Raw genomic sequence first — 22,131 nt, 5'->3', positions numbered from 1 at the left:
CGGCCTCACCGGCGCCGCGGCTTCAGCTGCAGATCGGCCTCGATGCGGGCCGCGGTCCGCGCCAACATCGGGACGATCTCCCGTCGCACTCCCTCCTCGGTGGAGGAATGCACATCGAGGGACACGTTCGCCGCCGCGCACACCCTGCCGTCGGCGTCGTGCACGGGCACCGCGACCCCGCGCAGGCCTTCCTCGAGCTCGTCGTCGGCGATCACGTAGCCCTGCTTGCGGATCTCGGCCAGCTCGGCCAGCAGCTCGCCACGGCTATTGACCGTGTGGGGCGTGAGGGCCGGCAGCTCCACCGCACGCAACCCCGCCTCCAAACGTTCGGGAGCCACCGCGGCCAACAACACCTTGCCCATGGAGGTCGCGTGCGCGGGCAGCCGGGTGCCTACGGGGATCTCCACACCCAGCAACTTCGGACTGGGCACTTGGGCGACATAGCGGATCTCGGTGTCCTCGAGCACCGCGAGCGCGGTCATCTCGCGCACCTCGGCGGTCAGCCGCCGTAGGTGCGGCTCGGCGATCTGCGGCAACGACCGGCTCGAGAGGTAGGCGTGACCGAACTCCAGCACCTGCGGCGTCAGCGCGAACCGACGCTGTTCATGACGCACGTAGCCCAACTCGACCAGCGCCAACAGGATCCGGCGCGCGCCTGCTCTGTCCAGGCCGCTGGCCCGCGCGACCTCGGTCAGCGTCAGCTCGGGCTGCTCGGCCGAGAACGCCCGCAGCACGGCCAGAGTCCGCTCCACCGATCGCACGCAACACCCCCGCTTCGGTTCCCGCAGCCGGTGACTCTAGTCCATCGGCGTGGAGCGAGCGGCCTGCAGGCGCGCGGCGATCCTCGGCTCCACGACCCTGCTGGCCGTAGGTCGCCGGCCCAGGATGCCGGGCGGTCATGCGCCCACCGCGTTCAGGCACCGTCGCGTTTGAAGATCTTGTTGCCCAGCCAGACGATCGGGTCGTAGCGGCGGTCGGCGACGCGCTCCTTCATGGGGATGAGCGCGTTGTCGGTGATGTGGATGCCCTCGGGGCACACCTCCGTGCAGCACTTCGTGATGTTGCAGTAGCCCAGCCCGTGCACGTCCTGCGCATCGCCGACCCGGTCGGCCACGTCGAGCGGGTGCATCTCCAGTTCCGCCACCCGCATCAGGTATCGCGGACCGGCGAAGGACTGCTTGTTCTCCTCGTGGTCGCGGATCACGTGGCAGGTGTCCTGACACAGGAAGCACTCGATGCACTTGCGGAACTCCTGCGAGCGCTCCACGTCGACCTGCTGCATCCGGTACTCGCCGGGCTCGAGCCCCTCGGGCGGCGTGAACGAGGGAATCTCCCGCGCCTTCTCGTAGTTGTACGACACGTCCGTCACGAGGTCGCGGATCACGGGGAACGTGCGCATCGGCGTGACGGTGATGACCTCGTCCTCGTCGAAGATCGACATCCGGGTCATGCACAACAGCCTCGGCCTGCCGTTGACCTCCGCCGAACACGAACCGCACTTGCCCGCCTTGCAGTTCCAGCGCACCGCGAGGTCCGGAGTCTGGGTGGCCTGCAACCGGTGGATCAGATCGAGGACCACCTCCCCCTCGTTGGCCTCGACCTCGAAGTCCTGCAGTTCACCGGACGTCGTGTCTCCACGCCATACGCGCAGCTTCGCGGGATATGCCATCTCACGCGGTCCTTTCCGGGTGGCCGGCGAGTTCGTCCTCGGTGTAGTACTTCTCCAATTCGGACAGTTCGAACAGCTCCAGCAGGTCACCGCGCATCGGTAGTTGCTCCTTCACCTCGACGTCGACCGCCGGCACCGGCTGATCGCCGGTCGCCGCGCACACGAGCAACCGGTTACGCCACTGCGCGTCCAACTGCGGGAAGTCGTCGCGGGTGTGCCCACCCCGGCTCTCCGTGCGGCGCAGCGCCGCCCGCGCGACGCATTCGCTGACCAGCAGCATGTTGCGCAGGTCGACGGCCAGGTGCCAACCGGGGTTGTACTGCCGGTTCCCCTCGACCGTCACCCGGCCGATACGGGCGCGGATCTCGGCGAGCTTGTCGATGGCTTTCTCGATCTCGTCGGCCTTGCGGATGATGCCGACCAGCTCGTTCATCGTCTGCTGCAGCTCGGTGTGCAGCGTGTACGGGTTCTCCTCGCTACCCCCGTCGTCCGGGCCGCCGAACGGGGCGAGCGCATGTTTCGCCGCTGCGGTGACGTCGGCGTCCGACACCGACGGCCGCGCGTCGAGCGACTCCACGTACTCCGCGGCACCCAGGCCCGCGCGACGGCCGAACACCAGCAGGTCCGACAGCGAGTTGCCGCCGAGCCGGTTCGATCCGTGCATCCCACCGGAACATTCGCCCGCGGCGAAGAGTCCGGGCACCGCCGATGCCGCCGTGTCCGGGTCGACCTCGATGCCGCCCATCACGTAGTGGCACGTCGGGCCTACCTCCATCGGCTCGGCGGTGATGTCCACATCGGCCAGTTCCCGGAACTGGTGGTACATGGACGGCAAGCGTTTGCGGATCTCCTCGGTCGGCAGCCTGCTCGCGATGTCGAGGAACATGCCTCCGTGCTGCGATCCCCGGCCTTCCTTGACCTCGGTGTTGATCGCCCTGGCCACCTCGTCACGCGGCAACAGGTCCGGGGTGCGCCGGTTCCCCTCCTGGTCGGTGTACCAGCGGTCGGCCTCTTCCTCGCTATCGGCGTACTGTCCTTTGAACACGTCCGGGATGTAGCGGAACATGAACCGCTCCCCCTCGGCGTTCTTCAGGACACCGCCGTCGCCCCGCACGCCCTCGGTGACGAGGATGCCCTTCACGCTCGGCGGCCACACCATGCCCGTGGGGTGGAACTGGACGAACTCCATGTTGATCAGTCCTGCGCCGGCACGCAGCGCCAACGCGTGGCCGTCCCCGGTGTACTCCCACGAGTTGGACGTGACCTTGAACGACTTGCCGATACCGCCCGTCGCGAGCACCACGGCAGGCGTCTCGAACAGCACGAACCGGCCGCTCTCGCGCCAGTAACCGAACGCCCCTGCGATGCGCCCGTCCTCTTTGACCAGTTCGGTCACGGTGCACTCGGCGAAGACCTTGAGCTTGGCCTCGTAGTCGCCGTAGCTCGTGAAATCCTCCTGTTGCAGCGACACGATCTTCTGCTGCATGGTGCGGATCAGCTCGAGGCCGGTGCGGTCGCCGACGTGCGCGAGCCGCGGGTAGGTGTGCCCGCCGAAGTTGCGCTGGCTGATCCTGCCGTCGGCAGTGCGGTCGAACAGCGCACCGTAGGTCTCCAGCTCCCACACGCGATCGGGAGCCTCCTTGGCGTGCAGCTCGGCCATCCGCCAGTTGTTGAGGAACTTTCCACCGCGCATGGTGTCGCGGAAGTGCACCTGCCAGTTGTCGTGGGAGTTCGCGTTGCCCATCGAGGCCGCACATCCACCCTCGGCCATCACGGTGTGCGCCTTGCCGAACAGCGACTTGCACACCACCGCGACGCTCAGGCCGCGCTGCCGCGCCTCGATCACGGCACGCAGACCGGCGCCGCCGGCACCGATCACCACCACGTCGTAGTTGTGCCGTTCGACCTCGGTCATGTGATTGCCACCTTCGAGATTGTTCAGTTGATGAAGCGCAGATCGGCGATGGCACCGCTGGAAACGAGCCACACGTACAGATCGGTGAGCACGAGCGTGCCCAGGGTCAGCCACGCGAATTCCATGTGCCGGGTGTTGAGCTTGCTCACCTGCGTCCAGAGCCGATACCGCACCGGGTTGCGCGAGAAGTGTTTGAGCCGCCCGCCGGTGACGTGCCTGCACGAGTGGCAGGACAGCGTGTAGCACCACAGCAACACGACGTTGAGCAACAGGACCACGTTGCCGAGCCCGATACCGAAGCCGTTCTCCCCACCGAACGCGAGGATCGCGTCGTAGGTGTTGATGAGCGTGATCACCAGCGCGACGTAGAAGAAGTACCGGTGCACGTTCTGCAGGATCAACGGCAGGCGCGTCTCGCCGGTGTAGCGCTCGTGCGGTTCGCCGACGGCGCAGGCGGGCGGCGCCATCCAGATCGACCGGTAGTAGGCCTTGCGGTAGTAGTAGCAGGTCAGCCGGAATCCGAGCAGGAACGGCAGCGACAGGAACGCCAGCGGGATGAATACCGGTAGTTCGCCGATCGGTGTGCCGAAGTGGCTCGACCCCGCCACGCAGGAATCGCTGAGGCACGGGGAGTAGAACGGCGTCAGGTAGTGGTGCTCGGCAGCCCAGTAGTCGGTGCGCATGAACGAGCGCACCGTCGCGTAGATGACGAAGGTCGCCAGCCCGAGGGTGGTCAGCAGCGGCGGTAGCCACCAGCGGTCGGTGCGGCGGGTTCGTGGCGCGGTATTCGCTCGGACAGGGGCCGGGCTGTCGGTGGGAGAAGTGCCGGCAGGACTTGCCACGTCGAAGCCACCGACCCCTCAGAGCCGGTGGCCGTGGTAGCCGCCCACGCCCTCGTCGTCGGCGTCGTCCCACAACGACGGGTCGTACGGGGTGTCGGGCACGGGCACGACCTCGCTCCGGTCGATGATCGGCGCACCGCGCCCCTGTGCGGGCACGGCTGCACACTCGTCCAACTCCACGGCGTCGATATCGAGCCGTTCGACGTCGTTGGCCAGCCGGTGTACGGCCGGCGTCTCGCCGTAGCGCGTACGCAGGTCGCCGACGCACTGCTTGAGCCGGCTGATCGTGCTGCGGAGCTCACTCATCTCTCTGTTGGACATCTGCGCACCCTCCGGATCGGTTCGGTCGGCGGCGCTGCCGTGTGGTGCTGCCGTGGTGACGCACCGCCAACTCTGCCCTGTCGATGTTCACTGTGACAACTACCACACTGTGATGTGTTCTCGTGATGTGGATCACGCGAATCTGAGCGCCCGACCCGTCCTCACCAGGGGATTCACGCCGTAACTGAATCGATTTTGATTCCAGGGCTGCGCTTCTGTATCGTGTCAGTTTCCACGGAGGACAGCGCCCAACCGACCGGAGACGCTCGTGAATCAAGCGCCACACCACGTCCACCCCGTCATCGCCGAGGTCACCGACCGCATCGCGCAGCGCAGCCGCGAGAGCCGGGCCGCGTACCTCGCTCGCATCTCGGCCGCCACGTCGGCCGCGTCCGGGTCTCCCGCCCGCGCCGCCATGGGCTGCGGCAACCTCGCGCACGGCTTCGCCGCCTGCGCGGGCGACGACCGGCTCGCGATGCGCGGAGTCCGCAAGCCCGGCATCGCGATCGTGTCCGCCTACAACGACCTGCTCTCGGCACATCAGCCGCTCCACGAGTTCCCCGAGTGGATCAAGGACGCGGCACGTGAGGCAGGAGGCGTCGCCCAGTTCGCCGGCGGCGTGCCCGCCATGTGCGACGGCATCACGCAGGGCCGCACCGGCATGGAACTGTCGCTGTTCAGCCGCGACGTGATCGCCATGGCCACCGGCGTCGCGCTCTCGCACGACATGTTCGACGGCACCCTGCTGCTCGGCGTCTGCGACAAGATCGTGCCCGGGCTGCTCATCGGGGCCCTGTCGTTCGGCCACCTGCCCGCGATGCTCGTGCCGGCGGGCCCCATGACGTCCGGCCTTCCCAACAAGGAGAAGGCACGCATCCGCCAGCTCTACGCGGAGGGCAAGGCGACCAGGGAGGACCTGCTGGAGGCCGAGTCCGCGTCGTACCACTCGGCCGGCACCTGCACCTTCTACGGCACGGCGAACTCCAACCAGCTCGTCGTCGAGGTCATGGGGCTGCACCTGCCGGGAGCCAGCTTCGTGCACCCCGGTACCCCGCTGCGCAAGGCCCTCACCGAGGAGGCGGGTCGCCGCATCGTCGAGATCTCGCACGGCGAGGAGTACACCCCGCTCGGCGAGGTCGTCGACGAACGTTCCGTCGTGAACGGGCTGATCGCGCTGCTGGCCACGGGCGGGTCGACCAACCACACGCTGCACCTCGTCGCCATCGCCGCGGCGGCCGGGATCCAGCTGACGTGGGACGACTTCGCCGACCTGTCCGCGATCGTGCCGCTGTTGGCCAGCGTCTACCCCAACGGCAGCGCCGACATCAACCACTTCCACGCGGCGGGCGGTGTGCAGTTCCTCGTCGGCACGCTGCTCGACGCGGGCCTGCTGCACCGCGACGTGCGCACTGTCGCGGGCCGTGGACTCGACCACTACCGCCGGGAACCGATCCTCGACGGCGACCGCCTCACCTGGCGTGACGCGACGAACCAGAGCCTGGACGAATCGGTGTTGCGCCCGGTGGACCGGCCGATGGCCGACAACGGCGGGTTGCGCATGGTCGCAGGCAACCTCGGCCGGGCCGTGATCAAGGTGTCCGCGGTCGCCCACGAGAATCGTCTCGTGGAGGCGCCCGCACGGGTGTTCAGCACCCAGGCCGAGTTCGACACGGCGTTCAAGGCGGGCGAGCTGGAGCGCGACGTCGTCGTGGTGTTCCGCAACCAGGGCCCGCACGCCAACGGCATGCCCGAACTGCACGGGCTCACGCCGGCTCTCGGCGTCCTCATGGACCGTGGGTACCGGGTCGCGCTGCTCACCGACGGCCGGATGTCCGGTGCGTCAGGGAAAATCCCCGCGGCCATTCACCTCACTCCCGAGGCCGCCGCCGGCGGGCCGCTCGCGCGCATCGCCGACGGTGACGTGGTCCGGCTGGACACCGAGTCCGGCACGTTGGACGTGCAGGTCGACCCGGTGGAGTTCGACGCCAGGGAGCCGGTCGACGCGGCGCCGGACGACGCTCAGTGGACCGGGACGGGCCGTGAACTGTTCGCGGCGCTGCGCCGCAACGTCGGACCCGCCGACGCCGGGGCGAGCGTCTTCGGCCCGGTGACGCCCGGGCACTTCGGCATGACCGCAACGAAACCCGAGGCCCGCGTGGGAGGAACGTCGTGACAACAAGCTCGGAACTGCTCGACCTGTCGCCGGTCATGCCGGTCGTGGTGCTCGACGAGGCGGAGGCCGCGCCGGACGTCGCCCGTGCCCTGCTGGCGGGCGGGATCCGGACGATCGAGCTGACCCTGCGCACCCCTGCAGCGTTGGCGGCCATCGAGAAGGTGGCCACACAGGTGCCCGACATCGTCGTCGGCGCGGGCACGGTGACCACTCCCGAGCAGGCCGCGCAGGCTGTCGACGCGGGTGCGGCGTTCCTGGTCACCCCCGGGACCACCGACGCGCTGCTCGACGCGGTCACCGGCACCGGACTGCCGTTCTTGCCGGGCGCCGCGACGGTGTCCGAGGCGATGCGGCTGGCCGAACGCGGGATCGACACGCTGAAGTTCTTCCCCGCCGAGGCCAGCGGTGGTTCGGCCGCGCTGAAGGCGTTCGCCGGTCCCCTGCCGCACCTGACGTTCTGCCCCACGGGCGGCATCAGCGTCACCAACGCACCGGAGTACCTCGCACTGTCCAGTGTGGGCTGTGTCGGCGGCAGCTGGCTCACGCCGAAGGAGGCGGTGGTGGCGCGCGACTTCGCGACGATCGAGACCCTGGCGAAGGAAGCCGCCACCCTCGGCGGTTGAGCGGTGCGGCTCACGACCGTAGCCCACGTATGCTCGGTGGCGTGTTGACCGACGACGCGGTGCCGGTCGCCCGCCGGGACACGCCGTCCATCGCGCAGCGGGCAGGTCTGGCGGTGGAGTTCCTGGCGCTGTTCTTCGGTGTGATCACGGTGTTCTCCGTGCTCGCCGACGGCGTCAGCCCCGTCCCGTTCCTCGTGGTGCTGGGGTTGGCCAGCGTGGTGTACCTGCTGCGCGTCGGCGATTTCGACCGCCGCGACCTGTGGCGGGCGTCAGCGGTCCGCGGGCAGCTCCGGTCGATCCTCGGGCTGTGGGCGGCGGCGTGCGTCGTGGCGGTGGCCGGCGTCTCGGTGTTCCTGCCGGGCGATCTCTTCGCCATGCCGCGCGAGGAGCCCGTCGTGTGGGCGATCGTCGCCGTCGGCTACCCGGTGCTGAGCGTGTATCCGCAGGAGCTGATCTTCCGCTCGTTCCTGTTCCGCCGGTACGCGCCGGTGTTCGGCTCCGGAGCCGGGATGATCCTCGCGAGCGCGGCCGCGTTCGGATTCGCCCACATCATCTTCGGGAACCTGTTCGCCGTGCTCGCGACGACGGCGGGCGGGGTGTTGTTCGCGTGGCGGTACGCGCGCAGTCGCTCGCTGCTGGCCGTGTCGATCGAACACGGCCTCTACGGCTTCCTGCTGTTCACGGTCGGCCTGGGCCGCTTCGTCTATCACGGCGCGGCCTGACGCCGCAGGTCTGCCGGTTACGGGCGACGTCCCTTGCCACCGCCTTTGCCACCACTGCCGCCCTTGCCGCGCCTCCCCGGTTTGCCGGGTCTACCGGGCCTTCCGGGCTTGCCCGGCCGTCCGGAACGGCTCCGCTGCTTACCACCGGTCGACGCCGACTGCTCACGCGCGGACGTCGACGACTTCTGCTGCTTCGGCGTCGGCCCGCGGCCCCGGGTGCTGTTGACGGTGCGGCCGCGGACGATGCCGATGAACTCCTCCATCAGGTCGGTCGTCTCGCCTTCCGGCCAGGCCAGCGCGACCTGCGACTGCGGCACCGGGAGCCCCTCGGTGCCGATCAACGGCCGGTACGTGAGGCTCTTGCGGTGGTGCAACCGCGCCAGTGACTGGGGCACGACCAGCACGCCCACGCCCGCCGCTACCAGTTCGATCGCACCCGCCGTGGTGTCGGGACGGGCGATCGCCGGCTGCCCGGGCAACCGTTCCCACGGCAGGGTGTCGTCGTGGGGATGCAGCACGACGTCGTCGGCGAGGTCGTCGACCGAGACCTCGTCGGCCACCGTGAGCAGATGCTCCTTCTCGACGACCACCACGGTCGCCTCCGTGTAGAGCGGGATGGCGTGCAGGCCGGTGCCGTCGGTCGGCAGGCGCAGGAGCACCGCGTCGACGTGCCCGTCGCGCACGTGCTCGGCCGCCTCGGCCGCCGAGACGCGGACGAGTTGCAGCGGGACGTCGGGCACCCGTTCGCCCCACTTCCGGACCCACTTGTCCGGGATCACCCCCGGGACATGGGCGAGCCGGAACGCCCGGGACTCGTCGCGCTCGTCTGGGGTGGTCACCGGGCCAGATTACCGGGCGTGGTCGGCGGCGCCGCACCAGCGGATACGCTGGGACCATGACGTCGCGTAAGACCACCCAGACGATGAAGCCCGCCACCGCGGCCAAGAAGCTGGGCGTCTACCTCGAAGCCACCCCCGCCGAGTTCCAGGAGGGCGTGGTCTCCCGCGACGAGCTGAACGAGCTGCAGACTTCGCCACCGGAGTGGCTGCGCAACCTGCGCCGCAACGGCCCGCACCCACGCCCGGTCGTGGCCGCGAAACTCGGCATCTCGATCGGCGGCCTCGCCCGCGCGGGCCTGATGGATCCGCTCACGACCGAGCAGATCAACGCGATCAAGGACGAGAACCCGGACTGGCTCCAGCGCGAACGCGCCACCCACGCCGAGGTGAAGAAGGAAGCGGCAGCCAAGAAGAAGGACGCGGAGAAGGACGCCGACGGCGGACGCTCCTGACACCAGCGGCCGTCACGACCGCTGTAGCCGTCACGACTCGCGCGTGACCGCACGCGACCGCAGGACCGCGCGGACATCGTCGAGCGCCACCTCGATACGGCTGTAGACGCGCGGATTCAGCAACGTGGTGCCGTCGAAGTCGCCCGACGAGGCGAACACCGCGACGGGCACTGTCATCGCTTGGAAGAACCCGAACAACGGCCGCAGCGCGTGCTCCAGCACGAGGGCGTGATGGTCCCCGCCCCCGGTCGCCGCCAGGAAGACGGGCTTGTTCGTCAACGCGTACTGGCCGACGAGATCGAAGAAATGCTTGAACATCGCGGTGTAGGAACCGCGGAACACGGGCGTGGCCGCGATCAGCAGGTCGGCGTGTTCGGCGGTGTCCAGCGCCTCCTGAACCTCGGCCGACACGTCGTCGCGGCCGAGCGCTCCGGTGAATCCCGCACCCAGCCGGTAGACGTCGATGCGGCGAACCTCGACGTCGACGCCGTCGGGTTCCAGCAGGTCACGCAACGTCGTCACGACGACGTCGACCAGTGCCGAGGTCTTGGACCGTTCGCTCGGACTCCCGTTGACGACAGCCACGGTGAGCGTGGCCCCGGCCGGTTCCGCTCCAGCCCGTCCGGTCGCTCCCGTGGCCGCAGCCCCCGTGGCCGCAGCCGAGCTCATGAGATGCCTCCGGCCGGCCCTCCGGCCGCCTCGCGGCGCACCACGGGAGCGACCTCGCTGCCCAGGCGTTCGATGCCGTCGAGAACCTCTTTCTGCGGCATGCCCCCGAAACCGGGCTGCAGCAGGACACGGTCCAGCCCGTACAGCTCGTGGTAGGCGAGGAGTTTGTCGATCACTTCCTGCGGACTACCGGTGAGCAGGCCTGCGCCCGGCGCGGTGTGTGCCTCGAACGCCTGCCGCGGGATGCGGAATCCGCGCCCGCGTTGGTGATTGTTGTCAGCCATCCCCTTGGCGAAGTACGGGTACATGGTGTCCCTGGCGTGCCGGCTGGTGCGGCCGACGTAACCGTGCGCGGTGAGGCCGATCCGCAGCGCGTCCGGGTCGTGCCCCGCCTCGGCCGCGGCCTGGCGATACAGGCGCACGGATTCCTCGTGGAAGCCGATCGGCCCCAGCAGCAGGGCCAGCATCATCGGCACACCCAGCTGACCCGCGCGGACCGCCGACGCCGGTGTGCCACCGACGCCGACCCAGATCGGCAGTGTGTCGCCGTCGGCGCGGGGCGCGATGTCGGCGTGGTCGAGGGAGGGCCGCAACCGTCCTGACCACGTGATCGGGTTCTCCTCCCGGATACGCAACAGCAGGTCGAGCTTCTCGCCGAACAGATCCGAGTAGTCGGCGAGGTCGTAGCCGAACAGCGGAAACGACTCGGTGTAGGAACCGCGGCCTGCGATGATCTCGGCGCGGCCGCCCGAGATCAGGTCGACGGTCGCGAACTGCTCCCACACCCGCACCGGGTCGTCGGAACTCAGCACCGTGACGCCGCTGCTCAGCCGGATGTCGCGGGTCGCCTGCGCCGCCGCGGCGAGGATGACCGGCGGTGCCGAGGCCACGAAGTCCGTGCGGTGGTGCTCCCCGACCGCGAACACGTCGAGCCCCACCTGGTCGGCGACCTCGGCCAGTTCGACGGTCTCCCGCATCCGCTCCCGCGGGCTCGGCAGGTCGCCGGTGGTCGGGTCCTCGGTGACCTCTCCGAACGTCAGAATCCCGATCTCGAACGCCATCTCGATGCCTCCGTTTCGCGTGGCGCGGTCGCGCCCACACTCGAGATAACTGCCTGCGCAGACAACTTATTCCGGACAGGCGGGACCACGTGCTCACCGACCTCCCAGCGCACGGACTGCCACTCCACGTGAGCACGCACCCGCCGCCGAGTACCGTGCCTGCCATGACGACCCCGCGACTCAGCGAACTCGAGGACGACGCCTGGCGCGGTTTCCTGCACACCCACGACCGAATCTGGCGTGACATCGAGGCCGCGCTCGCACCGCTCGACGTGTCGATGGCCGAGTACAGCGTGCTGGCCCGGCTGGGCGAGGCGGGACGGAACGGCATGCGGATGTCGGACCTCGCGCGGGAACGACTGATGTCGACGGGAGGCTTCACGCGGCTGGCCGACCGGCTGGAACGCCGCGGCCTGATCGAACGCACCCGGTCGGGCACCGACGGCCGCGCGGTCGACGTCGTGCTGACGACCGCCGGCCGGTCGCTGCTGCGCAAGGCGTGGAAACGGCAGTACACCGAGCTGCGGACGCTCTTCTTCGACCGCCTCGACGACGACGATCTGCACGATCTGGCACGCATCTGGCAACGGCTCGCACCGGAGTGAACCGCGTCGGAGCGGGCGCGGCACGAACCCGCGATCACCAAATCTGGAAGATCATCACCACGAAGATGCCCGCGACGAGCAGGGCCGCCAGCACGGTCAGGACGATCGTCAGTACCGGCAGTACCCGGGGTGGCTCGGGTTCGCGGTGCGACAGTCCGGACGTCTGACCCGACTCCGGCGGAGTGTCGCCGGGCCGGACGCTCCCGCCGGGTTCGAGACCCGGGGTCTCCTCCGGTGCCGGGTCCGGGGGTTGAGCGGTCATCGACGTGCCTCGCAATTCGGCCGGGACTCGGGACGTCCGCGCGATCCAGCCGCGCCGACGCTCGATCACCCGGCCGAGTACCCGCGATCGGCGCCGCCCGAAACGGAACCGGCCGCGGCCGGGACAGGCGGTCGCGGCGCCGAAGGGCCCGGTCGTGCGCACACAGTCGTCCCGCGCCGGTCCCGTTACCGACGACGGCCCTCCGGGTAGGCCGGGAATGTCCGTTCGATTCCCTACTTACCGGGAGGTGGCCATGAAGGCGGTCGTGTACCAGGGTCCCTACGACCTGTCGGTGTCCGACGTCGACGACCCGCGCCTCGAACAGCCGACCGACGTGATCGTCCGGATCACGACGACGGCGATCTGCGGCTCCGATCTGCACATGTACGAGGGCCGCACCGACGCCGAGGCGGGCACGGTGTTCGGCCACGAGAACATGGGCGTGGTCGAGGAGGTCGGCGACGGGGTGACGAGTGTCCGACGTGGACAGCGGGTCGTCCTCCCGTTCAACGTCGCCTGCGGTTTCTGCACGAACTGCCGGGCGGGCAAGTCGGCGTTCTGCCTGACCGTGAATCCGCCGGGCGCAGGCGGCGCCTACGGGTACGTCGGCATGGGCCCCTACCGCGGCGGACAGGCCGAGTATCTGCGGGTTCCGTTCGCCGACTTCAACTGCGTGCCGCTGCCGGAGGGCAGCGAGCACGAGGACGACTTCGCGCTGCTGGCCGACATCTTCCCCACCGGATACCACGCCACCGAGCTGGCGGGGGTCCGTCCTGGTGACACGGTCGCCGTCTACGGGGCCGGCCCGGTCGGGCTGATGGCCGCCTACTCGGCCCTGCTCAAGGGTGCGAGCCGGGTGTTCACGGTGGACAAGGTCGCCGACCGGCTGCAGCTGGCCGAGCGGATCGGGGCCGAGCCGATCGACTTCACCCGGGGCGATCCGGCGGAGCAGATCTCCGACGCCGTCCGCGCCGACGGCGTGGACCGGGGAATCGACGCGGTCGGGTACCAGGCGACGGCGCCCGAAGGTGAGGAACAGCCTGCGTTCGTGCTCAATCAGCTGGTCGACACGGTGCGCCCGACCGGGTCGCTCGGCGTCGTCGGGCTGTATCTCCCGTCCGATCCGGGCGCGCCCGACGACAACGCCGCGCAGGGCATCCTGCTGTTCCAGGTCGGCAAGTTCTTCGAGAAGGGCCTGCGGATGGGGACCGGCCAGGCGGATGCCAAGGCCTACGCCCACGAACTCCGTGACTTGATCGTCGCGGGCAGGGCCGAGCCGAGTTTCGTGGTGTCGAAGCAGCTCCCGCTCGCCGAGGCGCCGGACGCCTACGCCCGGTTCGACAAGCGCGAGGAGGGCTACTCCAAGGTGCTGCTGCAACCAACCGGCTGACCCCGACGGCCACCGGCGGACTCGCGTCACGTGCTGCGACGGGAGTCCGCCGGTGGGCGGGGCAGCACGATCGGGGTTCCGGTGAGCGGGTCGTCGATCACCTCGCAGGTCAATCCGAACACCGATGCGACGGTGTCGGGCTGGAGCACCTCGGCCGGCGCCCCTTCGGCGGCGATGCGGCCGTCCGTGACGGCGACGAGGTGGTGGGCGTAGCGCCCCGCGAGGTTCAGGTCGTGCAGGACGAGCACCGTGGTGCGCCCGAGCCGGGCGTTCAGGTCGGCGAGGAGCTCGAGCAGGTCGATCTGGTGCGCCAGGTCGAGGTGGGTCGTGGGTTCGTCGAGCAGCATCACGTCGGGGTCCTGGGCCAGCGCGAGCGCCAACCAGACCCGTTGCCGCTGACCACCGGACAGTTCGTCGACCGGCTCGTCGGCGAGGTGGGCGATGCCGGTGGCCTCCATGGCGCTCGCGATGGCGGCGCCGTCGGCGTCGCTGTGATGGCGGAACCAGCGCTGGTGCGGGTGTCGCCCGCGTCCGACGAGGTCGGACACGGTGATGCCGTCCGGAGCGAGGGGCTGCTGCGGCAACAGTCCGAGGCGCTGCGCAAGCGTTTTCGCGGCCATCCCCGCGATGTCGCGGCCGTCGAGCAACACGGCTCCCCGGCGCGGGGTCATCAGCCGCGCGAGGCCGCGCAGCAGCGTGGACTTGCCGCTGCCGTTGGCGCCGACGATGGCCGTGATCCGCCCGGGCGGCACGGTGACGGAGACGTCGCGCACCACGGACCGGGCGTGGTAGCCGAGGGTGAGGCCGGTGGCCGACAGCTCGATGGCCGACGGCGTCGTGGTCGGGTTCGGGTCAGCAGTCATCCGGTGTGTCCGATCCGGTTGGCACGAGCGAGCAGGTACAGGAGCACGGGCGCACCGAGCACTCCCGTCACGGCGCCGACGGGCAGTTCGGTGGGTGCGAACAGGAGGCGGGCCGCGAGGTCGGCAGCGATCACGAGCAGGGCACCCGTCGCGGCGGCCGGGGCGAGCCGGGCCGGGCCGCCCGGCAGCAGCCGCCGCGTGATCTGCGGTGCGACGAGGGCGACGAACCCGATCGGCCCCGCGGCCGCGGTCGCCATGGCCGCGAGGACCACGGCGGTCGTGATGAGGACCGGCCGGACCCTGCCGGCCCCGCCGGTGAGGGTGCTGGCCACGTCGTCGCCGAGTTCGAGGACGCGCAGGTGCCTGCCGAACACCAGCAGCACTGCCACGGCCGCGGCCAGGGTGACGGCGATGATGGTGACGTGCAGCGCTCCGCGGTTGGCGAGACTGCCGGTGAGCCACGACGCGGCGCTGAGCACCTGCCGGTACTCGGCCCGCACGAGCAGGAAGGAGATCGCGGAGGAGAGCATCGCCGCGATCCCGATGCCCACCAGCACGAGCCGATAACCGCCGTGGCCGTGGCCGAGTGCGAGGACGACGATCGCCGCGGCCGTCAGCAAGGCGCCGGCGAGCCCGCCGAGCACAAGGGCCGCTCCGGCGCCGCCGAACACCGTGATCACGAGCAGCGCGCCGAACGAGGCGCCCGCGTTCACCCCGATCACGTCCGGGCTGACCAGCGGGTTCGCGGCGATGCGCTGCAGGATCGCGCCCGACAGCCCGAAGGCCGCACCGACGCCGAGGCCGGTCACCGCGCGGGGCAGCCTGTCCCGGACGACGACGTCGTACTCGATGAGCGTGCCTCCCCCGCCGAGTACGCGCAGCGTGTCGGCGGGGCGCAGGTCGAACTCCCCCAGGCCGAGCGACAGCACGGCCACGGCCCCGGCGCAGAGTCCGAGCGCGGCCGTCAGCACCACCGAACGCTTGCTCACGCGGAACGCGACCCCGCGGCCTGCCGGGTGGAGGAGCAGTGTGTCCCGCCGGGCCGTCACAGCTGCGCCACCTTCCGCCGACGCACCAAGTAGAGGAAGAACGGCCCGCCTGCGAGTCCCGTGACGATGCCGACCTGCAGCTGCTCAGGCTGCACGAGCAGTCGACCGGCGACGTCGGCGAGGAGCAGCAGGGCCGGGCCCAGCAGCGCGGACAACGGCATGATCCACCGGTAGTCGGGACCTGCCAGGATGCGCGCGATGTGCGGCACCGCGAGGCCGACGAACGCGACGGGGCCCGCGATGACGGTCGCCGCACCGGCGAGCAGCAACACCGACGACGCCGCGAACACGCGCACCACCACCAGCCGTGTTCCCAAGCTCCTGGCGACGTCCTCGCCCAGGGCGAGTGTGTTGAGACTGCCGCCGACCGCGACCGCCAGGACGAACCCGATCGCCAGGAACGGTCCGACGGCGGCTGCGGCATCGGCTCCGGACCGCGTGAGCGAGCCGACGGCCCAGAACCGGTACTGGTCCAGGGTGGCCGCGTCGAGCAGGGTGACGACGGTGGTCATCGACCCGACCATCGCGCTCAGGGCCGCCCCGGCCAGCGCCAGTTTGACCGGTGTCGCGCCGCCGCGGCCGAGCGAGCCGAGCACGTAGACCAGCAGCGCTGCCGCACCGGCCCCGGCGAAGGCGAACCACAGATAACCGCCCGCCGTGGTCACGCCGAGCGCGATCGCCGTCACCACGGCCAGCGACGCGCCGGCGTTGATGCCGAGGATGCCCGGTCCCGCCAACGGGTTGCGGGTGAGCCCCTGCATCACCGCGCCGGCCACGCCCAGCGCGCTGCCCGCCAACAGTCCGGAGATCGTCCTCGGGATGCGCACGTGGCGGACGATCGTATCCACGGCGCCGGTACCCGGTGAGACGATCGCCGACAGCACATCGGACAGCGGGATCGGATAGCTTCCGACCACAAGGGACAGTCCGCAGGCGACGACGAGCACCGCCACCACCGACACCGACCGGGCCACTGTCGACGGCCGGCGAGCGCCGACCGCGGGCTCGGTGAGGATGCGCTGGGCTTCGGCGACGGTCGACGAGCCGCCCTCAGTCAACGCGGTTCGGGTGGAGGATGGAGGCGACCAGCTCGATGCTGTGGGCGGCGCGCACGCCCGCGGAGCGGTCGGCGAACAGGAACGGGTGCACGGCCCTGTCCGCCACGGCGGTGACGTCGGCCAACGCCGGGTCGCGGAGGATGGCGTCGACCTCCGATTGCGCGTCCCGCCTGGTCATGTCGGCGTTGCAGCACGCGTCGGTCAGGATGACGTCCGGGTCGCGCTCGACCAGTTCCTCGGCGCCGATGTCGACGTTGCGCTTGTCCGACAGGTCGGCGAAGGCGTTCGTGCCGCCCGCCCGTTCGATGATGTGCGAGCCGAAGTCGATGCCGCTGGCGACGCCGTAGCTGCCGTCGTCGTTGGGCGACACGATGGCGACCGACGGCCGCTCGGCACCGGAGACGCGCTTCTCGACGTCGCCGATGCGCCTGCGCATGTCGGTGATGACCGTCTCCGCGGTGTCCTCGACCTCGAACAGCGCACCGAGATCACGCAGGTCCCGGAAGATGCTCTCGACCGTCACCGTGGCCGGATCGATGGACCGGTCGGTCAGGCCGTCCTCGCTCGGGCACAGCGGTGAGAGGATCCAGCTCTGCACGCCGAGTTCGCGCAGGCTCGCGCGGGTGCCGACCGAGCTGTCCGCGCTCTGTTCGGCGAAGAACCCGTTGAAACCGGACAACACGAAGTCCGGCTTCGTCTCCAGCAGCGCCTCCCTGCTCGGCAGGCTCGGCACGTACTCGACGCTCGCCTGCTGGTCGACGTACTCCGGCAGGACCTGCGCGTCGAGGAACGCCGTCCCGACCAGCCGGTCGGTGATGCCGAGCGCGTGGGCGATCTCGATACCCGGCTGGTAGGCCGCGTAGACGCGCTCCGGCGGGCCGCCGACGGCGACGTCGATCCCGCAGTTGTCCCTGCTGATCGCCTCCCCCGACGTCGACGCGGCCTGCGGCGGCGGTGGCGCGCACGCCGTCGCCACCGCGGTCAGGGCCGCGACGCCCACCGCCGCGGCTCGCCGGGTGACGGCACGCGGGGTTGCGGCACGTCGAGAAGTGGTCGTGGCAGAGTTGCGCCTCCGGCGCAGGGTGGCAGAGCGCCTCCGGCGCAGCGGCAATGACATCGTCAGCCCGCCCCTCCAGTTCCTCGTGGATCGGGTCATCGGTGTGTGCGATCGCATCGCACGGTGCCGTGGCCGGTCTCCTGGCTGACGGGTCGTACGCGCTGCGCCTGCCTTCCCGGAACGTGGCGTTCCAGTGGCCCGATCGTCGAACGGCGCAGCACTTCCCGAATCACAGTGGCGAGGGCCGCTCCGGTTTTCCACCGGATTCCCGTGCACCACGGCGGTATGGACCTTACAGGCGCACCGGCGGCGCATGCCGTGGCGGCCCTCACACGGGCGGGCGGCGAGATCGGTGTGAACGTTTCGGCAGGCGCCGCTGTGGCAACTCCACCCTGCGGACTCCCCCGGGCGAAGGAGGACGCATGCCTCGCAACGTCGCACAGAAGCTGATCGCCGACCACCTGGTGAGCGGCACGATGACGCCGGGTGAGGAGATCGGGATCCGCATCGATCAGACGCTGACCCAGGACGCCACCGGCACGCTGGTGATGCAGGAGTTGGAGGCGCTCGACCTCGAGCGCACCCGCGCCGACGTCAGCGTCCAGTACGTCGACCACAACCTGCTGCAGGCCGACGAGCGCAACGCCGAGGACCACGCGTTCCTCCGTTCGGCGTGCCGCCGGTACGGCCTGTGGTACTCCAAGCCCGGCAACGGCGTCTCGCACCCGACACACATGCAGCGGTTCGGCGTGCCGGGCACGAGCATGGTCGGTTCCGACTCCCACACCCCGGCGGCCGGGTCGCTGGGGATGCTGGCGATCGGTGTCGGCGGACTGGACGTGGCGACCGCGATCGCGGGCGAGCCGTTGTACGTGCGGATGCCGGAGGTCTGGGGCGTGCGGCTGACCGGTGAGCTGCCGCCGTGGGTGTCGGCCAAGGACGTGATCCTGGAGATGCTGCGCAGGCACACGGTGTCCGGTGCGGTGAACCGGATCATCGAGTACCACGGACCCGGCGTGGACACGTTGTCGGCGATGGACCGCCACGTCATCGCGAACATGGGCGCCGAGCTGGGTGCCACGACGACGGTGTTCCCCTCGGACGACGCGGTGCGGCGGTTCCTGCGCACCGAGGGCAGGGAACAGGACTTCGTGGAGATCACCGCCGACGACGGTGCCGAGTACGACGTGACCGACGAGATCGACCTGTCGACATTGGTGCCGCTGATCGCGAAGCCGTCTGCGCCGGACAACGTCGTCGAGGTGCGCGAGGTGGCCGGTACGCCGTTGGGGCAGGCAATCATCGGCTCGTCGGCCAACCCGGGGCTGCGGGATTTCGCGATCGCCGCCGCGATGGTCCGCGGCAGGCAGACCGCGGGCGGTGTCAGTTTCGACATCAACCCGACCTCGCGGGAGATCTTCGCCGACCTGACGAAGATGGGCGCCACGGTCGACCTGGTGTCGGCGGGTGCGCGGATCCACCAGGCGGGGTGCATGGGGTGCATCGGCATGGGCCAGGCGCCCGCCGTGGGGCACAACTCGCTGCGCACGTTCCCGCGCAACTTCCCCGGCCGGTCGGGCACGCCGGAGGATTCGGTGTGGTTGTGCTCGCCGGAGACGGCCGCGGCCAGCGCCCTCGAGGGCGTGATCACCGACCCGCGGGACCTGGGGATCGAGGAGCCGACACTGGAGCTTCCCGAGCAGGCGACGGTCAACCCGGACATGCTGGAGGCACCGCCTGAGCCCGAGGAGTCGCGCCACGTGGAGCTAACGAAGGGTCCGAACATCTCGTCGCTGCCGGATTTCCCGCCGTTGCCGGACCGGATCGAGGCGCCGGTGCTGCTGAAGGTGGGCGACGACGTGTCGACCGACGAGATCTCCCCCGCGGGCGCCGCCGCGTTGCCGTACCGGTCGAACGTGCCCGCGCTGGCGGAATTCACGTTCACGCGGATCGACCCGGACTACCCGGCGCGGGCGCAGGAGACGGCCGGCGGTTCGGGGCACGTGATCGTCGGCGGGCGCAACTACGGGCAGGGTTCGTCGCGCGAGCACGCGGCGATCACGCCGCGACACCTCGGGTTGCGGATGGTGATCGCGGTGTCGTTCGCGCGGATCCACTGGCAGAACCTGGCGAACTTCGGGATCCTGCCGCTCGAGTTCTCCGATCCGGAGGACTACGCCCGCATCGACGCCGACGACACACTCGTGGTCGAGGACCTGCGCCGGCTGCTGAGCGAGCCGGACGCGCGCCTGTCGGTGTACAACGCCACGCAGGACCGGAGCTACGAAGTGCGGCACACCCTGTCGCAGCGGCAACGCGACGCCGTGCTCGCCGGCGGGAAGATCCCGTTGCTGGCACAGAGTTCGGCCCCGGTGTCGTGAGTGGCTGGGTCGTGAGTGGCCCGTGTTTCGAACCCCGGAGTGCGGAACCCAGGGGCTTCGAACGCCCACGGAGCCGACGCGCCCCGACAATGTGCGCGGCAGGAGAACCGCGTCGCCTCACCGAGCGCGGCGTGGCTCTCCTTCACGTCGCTCAGCCGCCGAACCCGTCACAAGAGGCCGTTGCGAACTGACCCGTGGCGGTGCTCGACTTGGCATCCTGCCCGTCGACCGTCACAGTGCACGTCACGCTGCCACCCTCGGCGCCGGTACTCACGGTGAGACTGCCACCCGAGAACAGCCCCTTCGTCGTAAGATCCTTCGACCACGGCAGCTCAGCGACCGTCTCCTCGCTCGTCGACGTAGTTCCGTCACCGAACGTCGTGTAGCTGACCGACGCATTCCGCGCGTCGCCCGTGACCTCGTAACGGATGGCCGTCTCGCGGTTGGCCTCTTTGTCGACCTCATTGGCCGCGTTACCGAAGGCGCCGAGCCAAAGAATGCACATGACGAGGCCGACGGCCGACACCACGATTCCCGCGATGGACATTCCCTTGTTGGTCGCTTTCCCACCTCGCGCGCGGAAGAACCCGATCAGCGAGAAGACGAGCCCCAGGATCACCAGCGGCCAAGCGATCACACCGATCAGTGGTATCAGCGAGAAGATCAGGCCGATCAGGCCCAGGACGAAACCGGCGGTCCCGAGCCCGTTACGGGGTACTACGGGAGACGGGCTTACCGAACCGGGCGACATTGAGTGCGGAGTGGGATTTGACATGACGACACTTCTTTCGTCGTTCGCTGACAGAGCCGTCGATCCGATACAGATCTCGAGCAGGACATATCCTTGACGATTTTTTGAACGGGTGATCTTCGAACCACTCTCAGATATGATCCTGACAGTGAGCCGTTCGTCCGTGACAGACGGACGAACACCGACACCCCAAGATCATTCCTGAAACCACACACACGAGCCCTCGACGCTGAAGAACTCGCCCTCCTCCACAGTCACCGACGCTTTACCCATCGGCATCCCGTTCGTGATAAGCGAGTCGAATTCCCCGGAGTCGTCACTGGTGCGCTCCCAGTAGCAGCCCATCGGGTCGTCCGGCGTCGGACCATCGGTCACATACCGGCCCGGCGGCGCGTCGACACCCACCTGGTACATGCCCATCGTCAGACCGCCCGCCTCATTCTCACCCGCAGACTCGTCCGGCGCAGGCTCTACCGGGGCCGACTCGGCGAGATCAGACTCGATCACCGTCTCCGTCTCCGTCTCGGTGATCGGCGCGGCCGACTCGGTGACCGTCTCGGTTTTCGGCGGCGGAGCGGGTTTGGCGACCGTCTTCGTGGGTTGTGCTGCCGCAGTGGCTTGCTCCTCATGTGCAAGACCGGCCGACCCTGCACCGATCACCGTACCGACCAGCAAAGCCGCAACCACCGCGACCACCATCGGCCACCGCCTACGCCGCGGCGTCGCATCACTTGAGTACACATTCATGGTCGTTCCCCCTCGCCCGGCGACGAATTTCACCGGTTACTTCGGTGGTATGGCGCCGCCGTCAGCGCCGCGGCCTGTACCGCCATCTCGAAGCGGCCGAGCAGCCCAGCGAGACCTTCCACCGCCGCCGGTTCCCTTGAATGCCTGCCATACTGCGCCCCAGCGAAAACGGCCCGGAACCAGCATCGGGCCCGATGGATCACCTCGGCGCGTACCCGTTCATCGCTCGAGCACCGCGAAACGCAACACACATTTATGGTTCTGTGACCCAGGGCGAACGAAATAATTCACGAATTCGGGACCACCGCGGCGAAACGGCAACCATGCGAACGAAACCTAACCGGGCGGAACCGGAAACTCGCGACGAGACATGCTGGACACGGCGTCCATCAGTACGTCCACTCCCAGCCCGACGGTCTGTCGGCCATCGCTCCCGGGTCGAGTGCGAGCGTGCCGCTCGCCTCGGGGACGACGATCTCGATGGTGCCGCTGTACTTCTGGTTCACGCCGAAGTTGGACGAGAGCTCGTCCTCGTAGTCGGTGCACGACCCGATCTCCGCCGGATGCGACAGGCCGTCGGCGCCGATCTCGACGAAGCTGAACGGCACGTTAGAGGCACCACGATTGCCGTCGAGCTGAACCTTCAACAACGCTCCACGACGGAATCTCCGACTGTGCAGCG

At 69.5% G+C, this 22,131-nt stretch carries 23 protein-coding genes and 1 riboswitch; of the genes, 7 read left to right on the top strand and 16 right to left on the bottom strand.

What is annotated here, in order from left to right:
• Positions 1–5 precede the first annotated feature (5 nt).
• The 5 genes from FHS23_RS16970 to FHS23_RS16950 all read right to left on the bottom strand — a co-directional run bounded on the left by FHS23_RS16970 (position 6) and on the right by FHS23_RS16950 (position 4,747).
• On the bottom strand, positions 6–761 hold the full coding sequence (locus FHS23_RS16970) for an IclR family transcriptional regulator domain-containing protein (RefSeq protein WP_183656605.1): 756 nt from the start codon (positions 759–761) through the stop codon (positions 6–8).
• A 152-nt stretch (positions 762–913) separates the two neighbouring features.
• Positions 914–1,669, bottom strand: a complete 756-nt coding sequence (locus FHS23_RS16965) for a succinate dehydrogenase/fumarate reductase iron-sulfur subunit (protein WP_183656601.1) — start codon at positions 1,667–1,669, stop codon at positions 914–916.
• 1 nt (position 1,670) lies between these two features.
• Positions 1,671–3,584: a fumarate reductase/succinate dehydrogenase flavoprotein subunit gene (locus FHS23_RS16960; protein ID WP_183656598.1), complete on the bottom strand. Its 1,914-nt coding sequence runs from the start codon at positions 3,582–3,584 to the stop codon at positions 1,671–1,673.
• Positions 3,585–3,607: 23 nt separating this feature from the next.
• Positions 3,608–4,426 (bottom strand): hypothetical protein, encoded by an 819-nt coding sequence (locus FHS23_RS16955; RefSeq protein WP_183656595.1) that lies wholly within the window; start codon positions 4,424–4,426, stop codon positions 3,608–3,610.
• 18 nt (positions 4,427–4,444) lie between these two features.
• Positions 4,445–4,747, bottom strand: a complete 303-nt coding sequence (locus FHS23_RS16950; protein ID WP_183656593.1) for a hypothetical protein — start codon at positions 4,745–4,747, stop codon at positions 4,445–4,447.
• Between the two features lie 268 nt (positions 4,748–5,015).
• On the opposite strand from FHS23_RS16950, the gene edd reads away from it, so the two are divergent.
• Genes edd through FHS23_RS16935 form a run of 3 tightly spaced genes read left to right on the top strand, consistent with a single transcriptional unit; the run spans position 5,016 to position 8,265 of the window.
• Positions 5,016–6,920, top strand: a complete 1,905-nt coding sequence (gene edd, locus FHS23_RS16945; RefSeq protein WP_183656590.1) for a phosphogluconate dehydratase — start codon at positions 5,016–5,018, stop codon at positions 6,918–6,920.
• Positions 6,917–7,543: a bifunctional 4-hydroxy-2-oxoglutarate aldolase/2-dehydro-3-deoxy-phosphogluconate aldolase gene (eda, locus tag FHS23_RS16940; protein ID WP_183656587.1), complete on the top strand. Its 627-nt coding sequence runs from the start codon at positions 6,917–6,919 to the stop codon at positions 7,541–7,543. The genes edd and eda overlap by 4 nt, the downstream gene beginning before the upstream one ends.
• A 41-nt stretch (positions 7,544–7,584) precedes the next feature.
• Positions 7,585–8,265 (top strand): CPBP family glutamic-type intramembrane protease, encoded by a 681-nt coding sequence (locus FHS23_RS16935; RefSeq protein ID WP_221219696.1) that lies wholly within the window; start codon positions 7,585–7,587, stop codon positions 8,263–8,265.
• A gap of 17 nt (positions 8,266–8,282) precedes the next feature.
• Here FHS23_RS16935 and FHS23_RS16930 read toward each other — a convergent pair whose 3' ends face one another.
• Positions 8,283–9,104 (bottom strand): LysR substrate-binding domain-containing protein, encoded by an 822-nt coding sequence (locus FHS23_RS16930; protein WP_183656582.1) that lies wholly within the window; start codon positions 9,102–9,104, stop codon positions 8,283–8,285.
• A gap of 56 nt (positions 9,105–9,160) precedes the next feature.
• Between FHS23_RS16930 and FHS23_RS16925 the strand changes: the two genes are divergently transcribed.
• Positions 9,161–9,556, top strand: coding sequence for a DUF5997 family protein (locus FHS23_RS16925; RefSeq protein WP_183656579.1), 396 nt, complete (start codon positions 9,161–9,163; stop codon positions 9,554–9,556).
• Positions 9,557–9,586: 30 nt separating this feature from the next.
• Here the strand turns inward: FHS23_RS16925 and FHS23_RS16920 are convergent, their stop codons facing one another.
• Positions 9,587–10,225: an NAD(P)H-dependent oxidoreductase gene (locus FHS23_RS16920; protein WP_183656576.1), complete on the bottom strand. Its 639-nt coding sequence runs from the start codon at positions 10,223–10,225 to the stop codon at positions 9,587–9,589.
• Positions 10,222–11,286: an LLM class flavin-dependent oxidoreductase gene (locus tag FHS23_RS16915; protein ID WP_183656572.1), complete on the bottom strand. Its 1,065-nt coding sequence runs from the start codon at positions 11,284–11,286 to the stop codon at positions 10,222–10,224. The genes FHS23_RS16920 and FHS23_RS16915 overlap by 4 nt, the downstream gene beginning before the upstream one ends.
• A 164-nt stretch (positions 11,287–11,450) precedes the next feature.
• Between FHS23_RS16915 and FHS23_RS16910 the strand changes: the two genes are divergently transcribed.
• On the top strand, positions 11,451–11,891 hold the full coding sequence (locus FHS23_RS16910) for a MarR family winged helix-turn-helix transcriptional regulator (RefSeq protein WP_183656568.1): 441 nt from the start codon (positions 11,451–11,453) through the stop codon (positions 11,889–11,891).
• A gap of 34 nt (positions 11,892–11,925) precedes the next feature.
• Here the strand turns inward: FHS23_RS16910 and FHS23_RS16905 are convergent, their stop codons facing one another.
• Entirely contained in the window at positions 11,926–12,153 is a 228-nt protein-coding gene (locus tag FHS23_RS16905; protein WP_183656565.1) for a DUF6480 family protein, read from the bottom strand.
• A 253-nt stretch (positions 12,154–12,406) separates the two neighbouring features.
• Between FHS23_RS16905 and FHS23_RS16900 the strand changes: the two genes are divergently transcribed.
• The gene (locus FHS23_RS16900; protein ID WP_183656562.1) at positions 12,407–13,543 is read left to right on the top strand and encodes a glutathione-independent formaldehyde dehydrogenase; all 1,137 of its coding nucleotides are present in this window, start codon (positions 12,407–12,409) and stop codon (positions 13,541–13,543) included.
• Between the two features lie 26 nt (positions 13,544–13,569).
• Here the strand turns inward: FHS23_RS16900 and FHS23_RS16895 are convergent, their stop codons facing one another.
• Genes FHS23_RS16895 through FHS23_RS16880 form a run of 4 tightly spaced genes read right to left on the bottom strand, consistent with a single transcriptional unit; the run spans position 13,570 to position 17,513 of the window.
• Complete coding sequence (locus tag FHS23_RS16895) at positions 13,570–14,406, bottom strand: ABC transporter ATP-binding protein (protein ID WP_183656558.1); 837 nt, start codon at positions 14,404–14,406, stop codon at positions 13,570–13,572.
• Positions 14,403–15,455 carry an iron chelate uptake ABC transporter family permease subunit gene (locus FHS23_RS16890; RefSeq protein ID WP_183656555.1) on the bottom strand — a complete coding sequence of 351 codons (1,053 nt, stop codon included), beginning with the start codon at positions 15,453–15,455 and terminating at the stop codon, positions 14,403–14,405. Before FHS23_RS16890 ends, FHS23_RS16895 begins: the two co-directional genes overlap by 4 nt.
• A complete protein-coding gene (locus tag FHS23_RS16885) occupies positions 15,452–16,513 on the bottom strand; it encodes a FecCD family ABC transporter permease (RefSeq protein ID WP_183656552.1) in 1,062 nt (353 codons plus the stop codon). The genes FHS23_RS16890 and FHS23_RS16885 overlap by 4 nt, the downstream gene beginning before the upstream one ends.
• On the bottom strand, positions 16,506–17,513 hold the full coding sequence (locus tag FHS23_RS16880) for an ABC transporter substrate-binding protein (RefSeq protein WP_343054026.1): 1,008 nt from the start codon (positions 17,511–17,513) through the stop codon (positions 16,506–16,508). The genes FHS23_RS16885 and FHS23_RS16880 overlap by 8 nt, the downstream gene beginning before the upstream one ends.
• A gap of 170 nt (positions 17,514–17,683) precedes the next feature.
• Positions 17,684–17,865, bottom strand: a riboswitch (cobalamin riboswitch).
• A 127-nt stretch (positions 17,866–17,992) separates the two neighbouring features.
• Here FHS23_RS16880 and FHS23_RS16875 point away from each other — a divergent pair.
• Entirely contained in the window at positions 17,993–19,951 is a 1,959-nt protein-coding gene (locus tag FHS23_RS16875) for an aconitate hydratase (protein WP_183656549.1), read from the top strand.
• Between the two features lie 151 nt (positions 19,952–20,102).
• On the opposite strand, the gene FHS23_RS16870 is transcribed toward FHS23_RS16875, so the two are convergent.
• The 3 genes from FHS23_RS16870 to FHS23_RS16860 form a co-directional block, all read right to left on the bottom strand.
• The gene (locus FHS23_RS16870) at positions 20,103–20,702 is read right to left on the bottom strand and encodes a DUF4190 domain-containing protein (protein ID WP_246382368.1); all 600 of its coding nucleotides are present in this window, start codon (positions 20,700–20,702) and stop codon (positions 20,103–20,105) included.
• A gap of 195 nt (positions 20,703–20,897) precedes the next feature.
• Positions 20,898–21,401, bottom strand: a complete 504-nt coding sequence (locus FHS23_RS16865; protein WP_183656542.1) for an Rv1352/Rv1906c domain-containing protein — start codon at positions 21,399–21,401, stop codon at positions 20,898–20,900.
• A 437-nt stretch (positions 21,402–21,838) separates the two neighbouring features.
• Positions 21,839–22,096, bottom strand: a complete 258-nt coding sequence (locus tag FHS23_RS16860) for a hypothetical protein (protein ID WP_183656539.1) — start codon at positions 22,094–22,096, stop codon at positions 21,839–21,841.
• Between the last annotated feature and the right edge of the window lie 35 nt (positions 22,097–22,131).

It is taken from the genome of Prauserella isguenensis, assembly GCF_014191605.1.
GTDB classification, from domain to species: domain Bacteria; phylum Actinomycetota; class Actinomycetes; order Mycobacteriales; family Pseudonocardiaceae; genus Prauserella; species Prauserella isguenensis.
The sequence above is the reverse complement of the archived record's forward strand: the minus strand, read 5'-3'. Positions and strand labels throughout refer to the sequence as shown.

Bases quoted from the DNA above. Each gene is read 5' to 3' on its own strand.
- FHS23_RS16965 (WP_183656601.1), bottom strand. From the start codon at position 1,669: ATGGCATATCCCGCGAAGCTGCGCGTATGGCGTGGAGACACGACGTCC.
- FHS23_RS16960 (WP_183656598.1), bottom strand. From the start codon at position 3,584: ATGACCGAGGTCGAACGGCACAACTACGACGTGGTGGTGATCGGTGCC.
- FHS23_RS16950 (WP_183656593.1), bottom strand. From the start codon at position 4,747: ATGTCCAACAGAGAGATGAGTGAGCTCCGCAGCACGATCAGCCGGCTC.
- FHS23_RS16925 (WP_183656579.1), top strand. From the start codon at position 9,161: ATGACGTCGCGTAAGACCACCCAGACGATGAAGCCCGCCACCGCGGCC.
- FHS23_RS16920 (WP_183656576.1), bottom strand. From the start codon at position 10,225: ATGAGCTCGGCTGCGGCCACGGGGGCTGCGGCCACGGGAGCGACCGGA.
- FHS23_RS16915 (WP_183656572.1), bottom strand. From the start codon at position 11,286: ATGGCGTTCGAGATCGGGATTCTGACGTTCGGAGAGGTCACCGAGGAC.
- FHS23_RS16910 (WP_183656568.1), top strand. From the start codon at position 11,451: ATGACGACCCCGCGACTCAGCGAACTCGAGGACGACGCCTGGCGCGGT.
- FHS23_RS16905 (WP_183656565.1), bottom strand. From the start codon at position 12,153: ATGACCGCTCAACCCCCGGACCCGGCACCGGAGGAGACCCCGGGTCTC.
- FHS23_RS16900 (WP_183656562.1), top strand. From the start codon at position 12,407: ATGAAGGCGGTCGTGTACCAGGGTCCCTACGACCTGTCGGTGTCCGAC.
- FHS23_RS16895 (WP_183656558.1), bottom strand. From the start codon at position 14,406: ATGACTGCTGACCCGAACCCGACCACGACGCCGTCGGCCATCGAGCTG.
- FHS23_RS16875 (WP_183656549.1), top strand. From the start codon at position 17,993: ATGCCTCGCAACGTCGCACAGAAGCTGATCGCCGACCACCTGGTGAGC.
- FHS23_RS16870 (WP_246382368.1), bottom strand. From the start codon at position 20,702: ATGTCGCCCGGTTCGGTAAGCCCGTCTCCCGTAGTACCCCGTAACGGG.
- FHS23_RS16865 (WP_183656542.1), bottom strand. From the start codon at position 21,401: ATGGTGGTCGCGGTGGTTGCGGCTTTGCTGGTCGGTACGGTGATCGGT.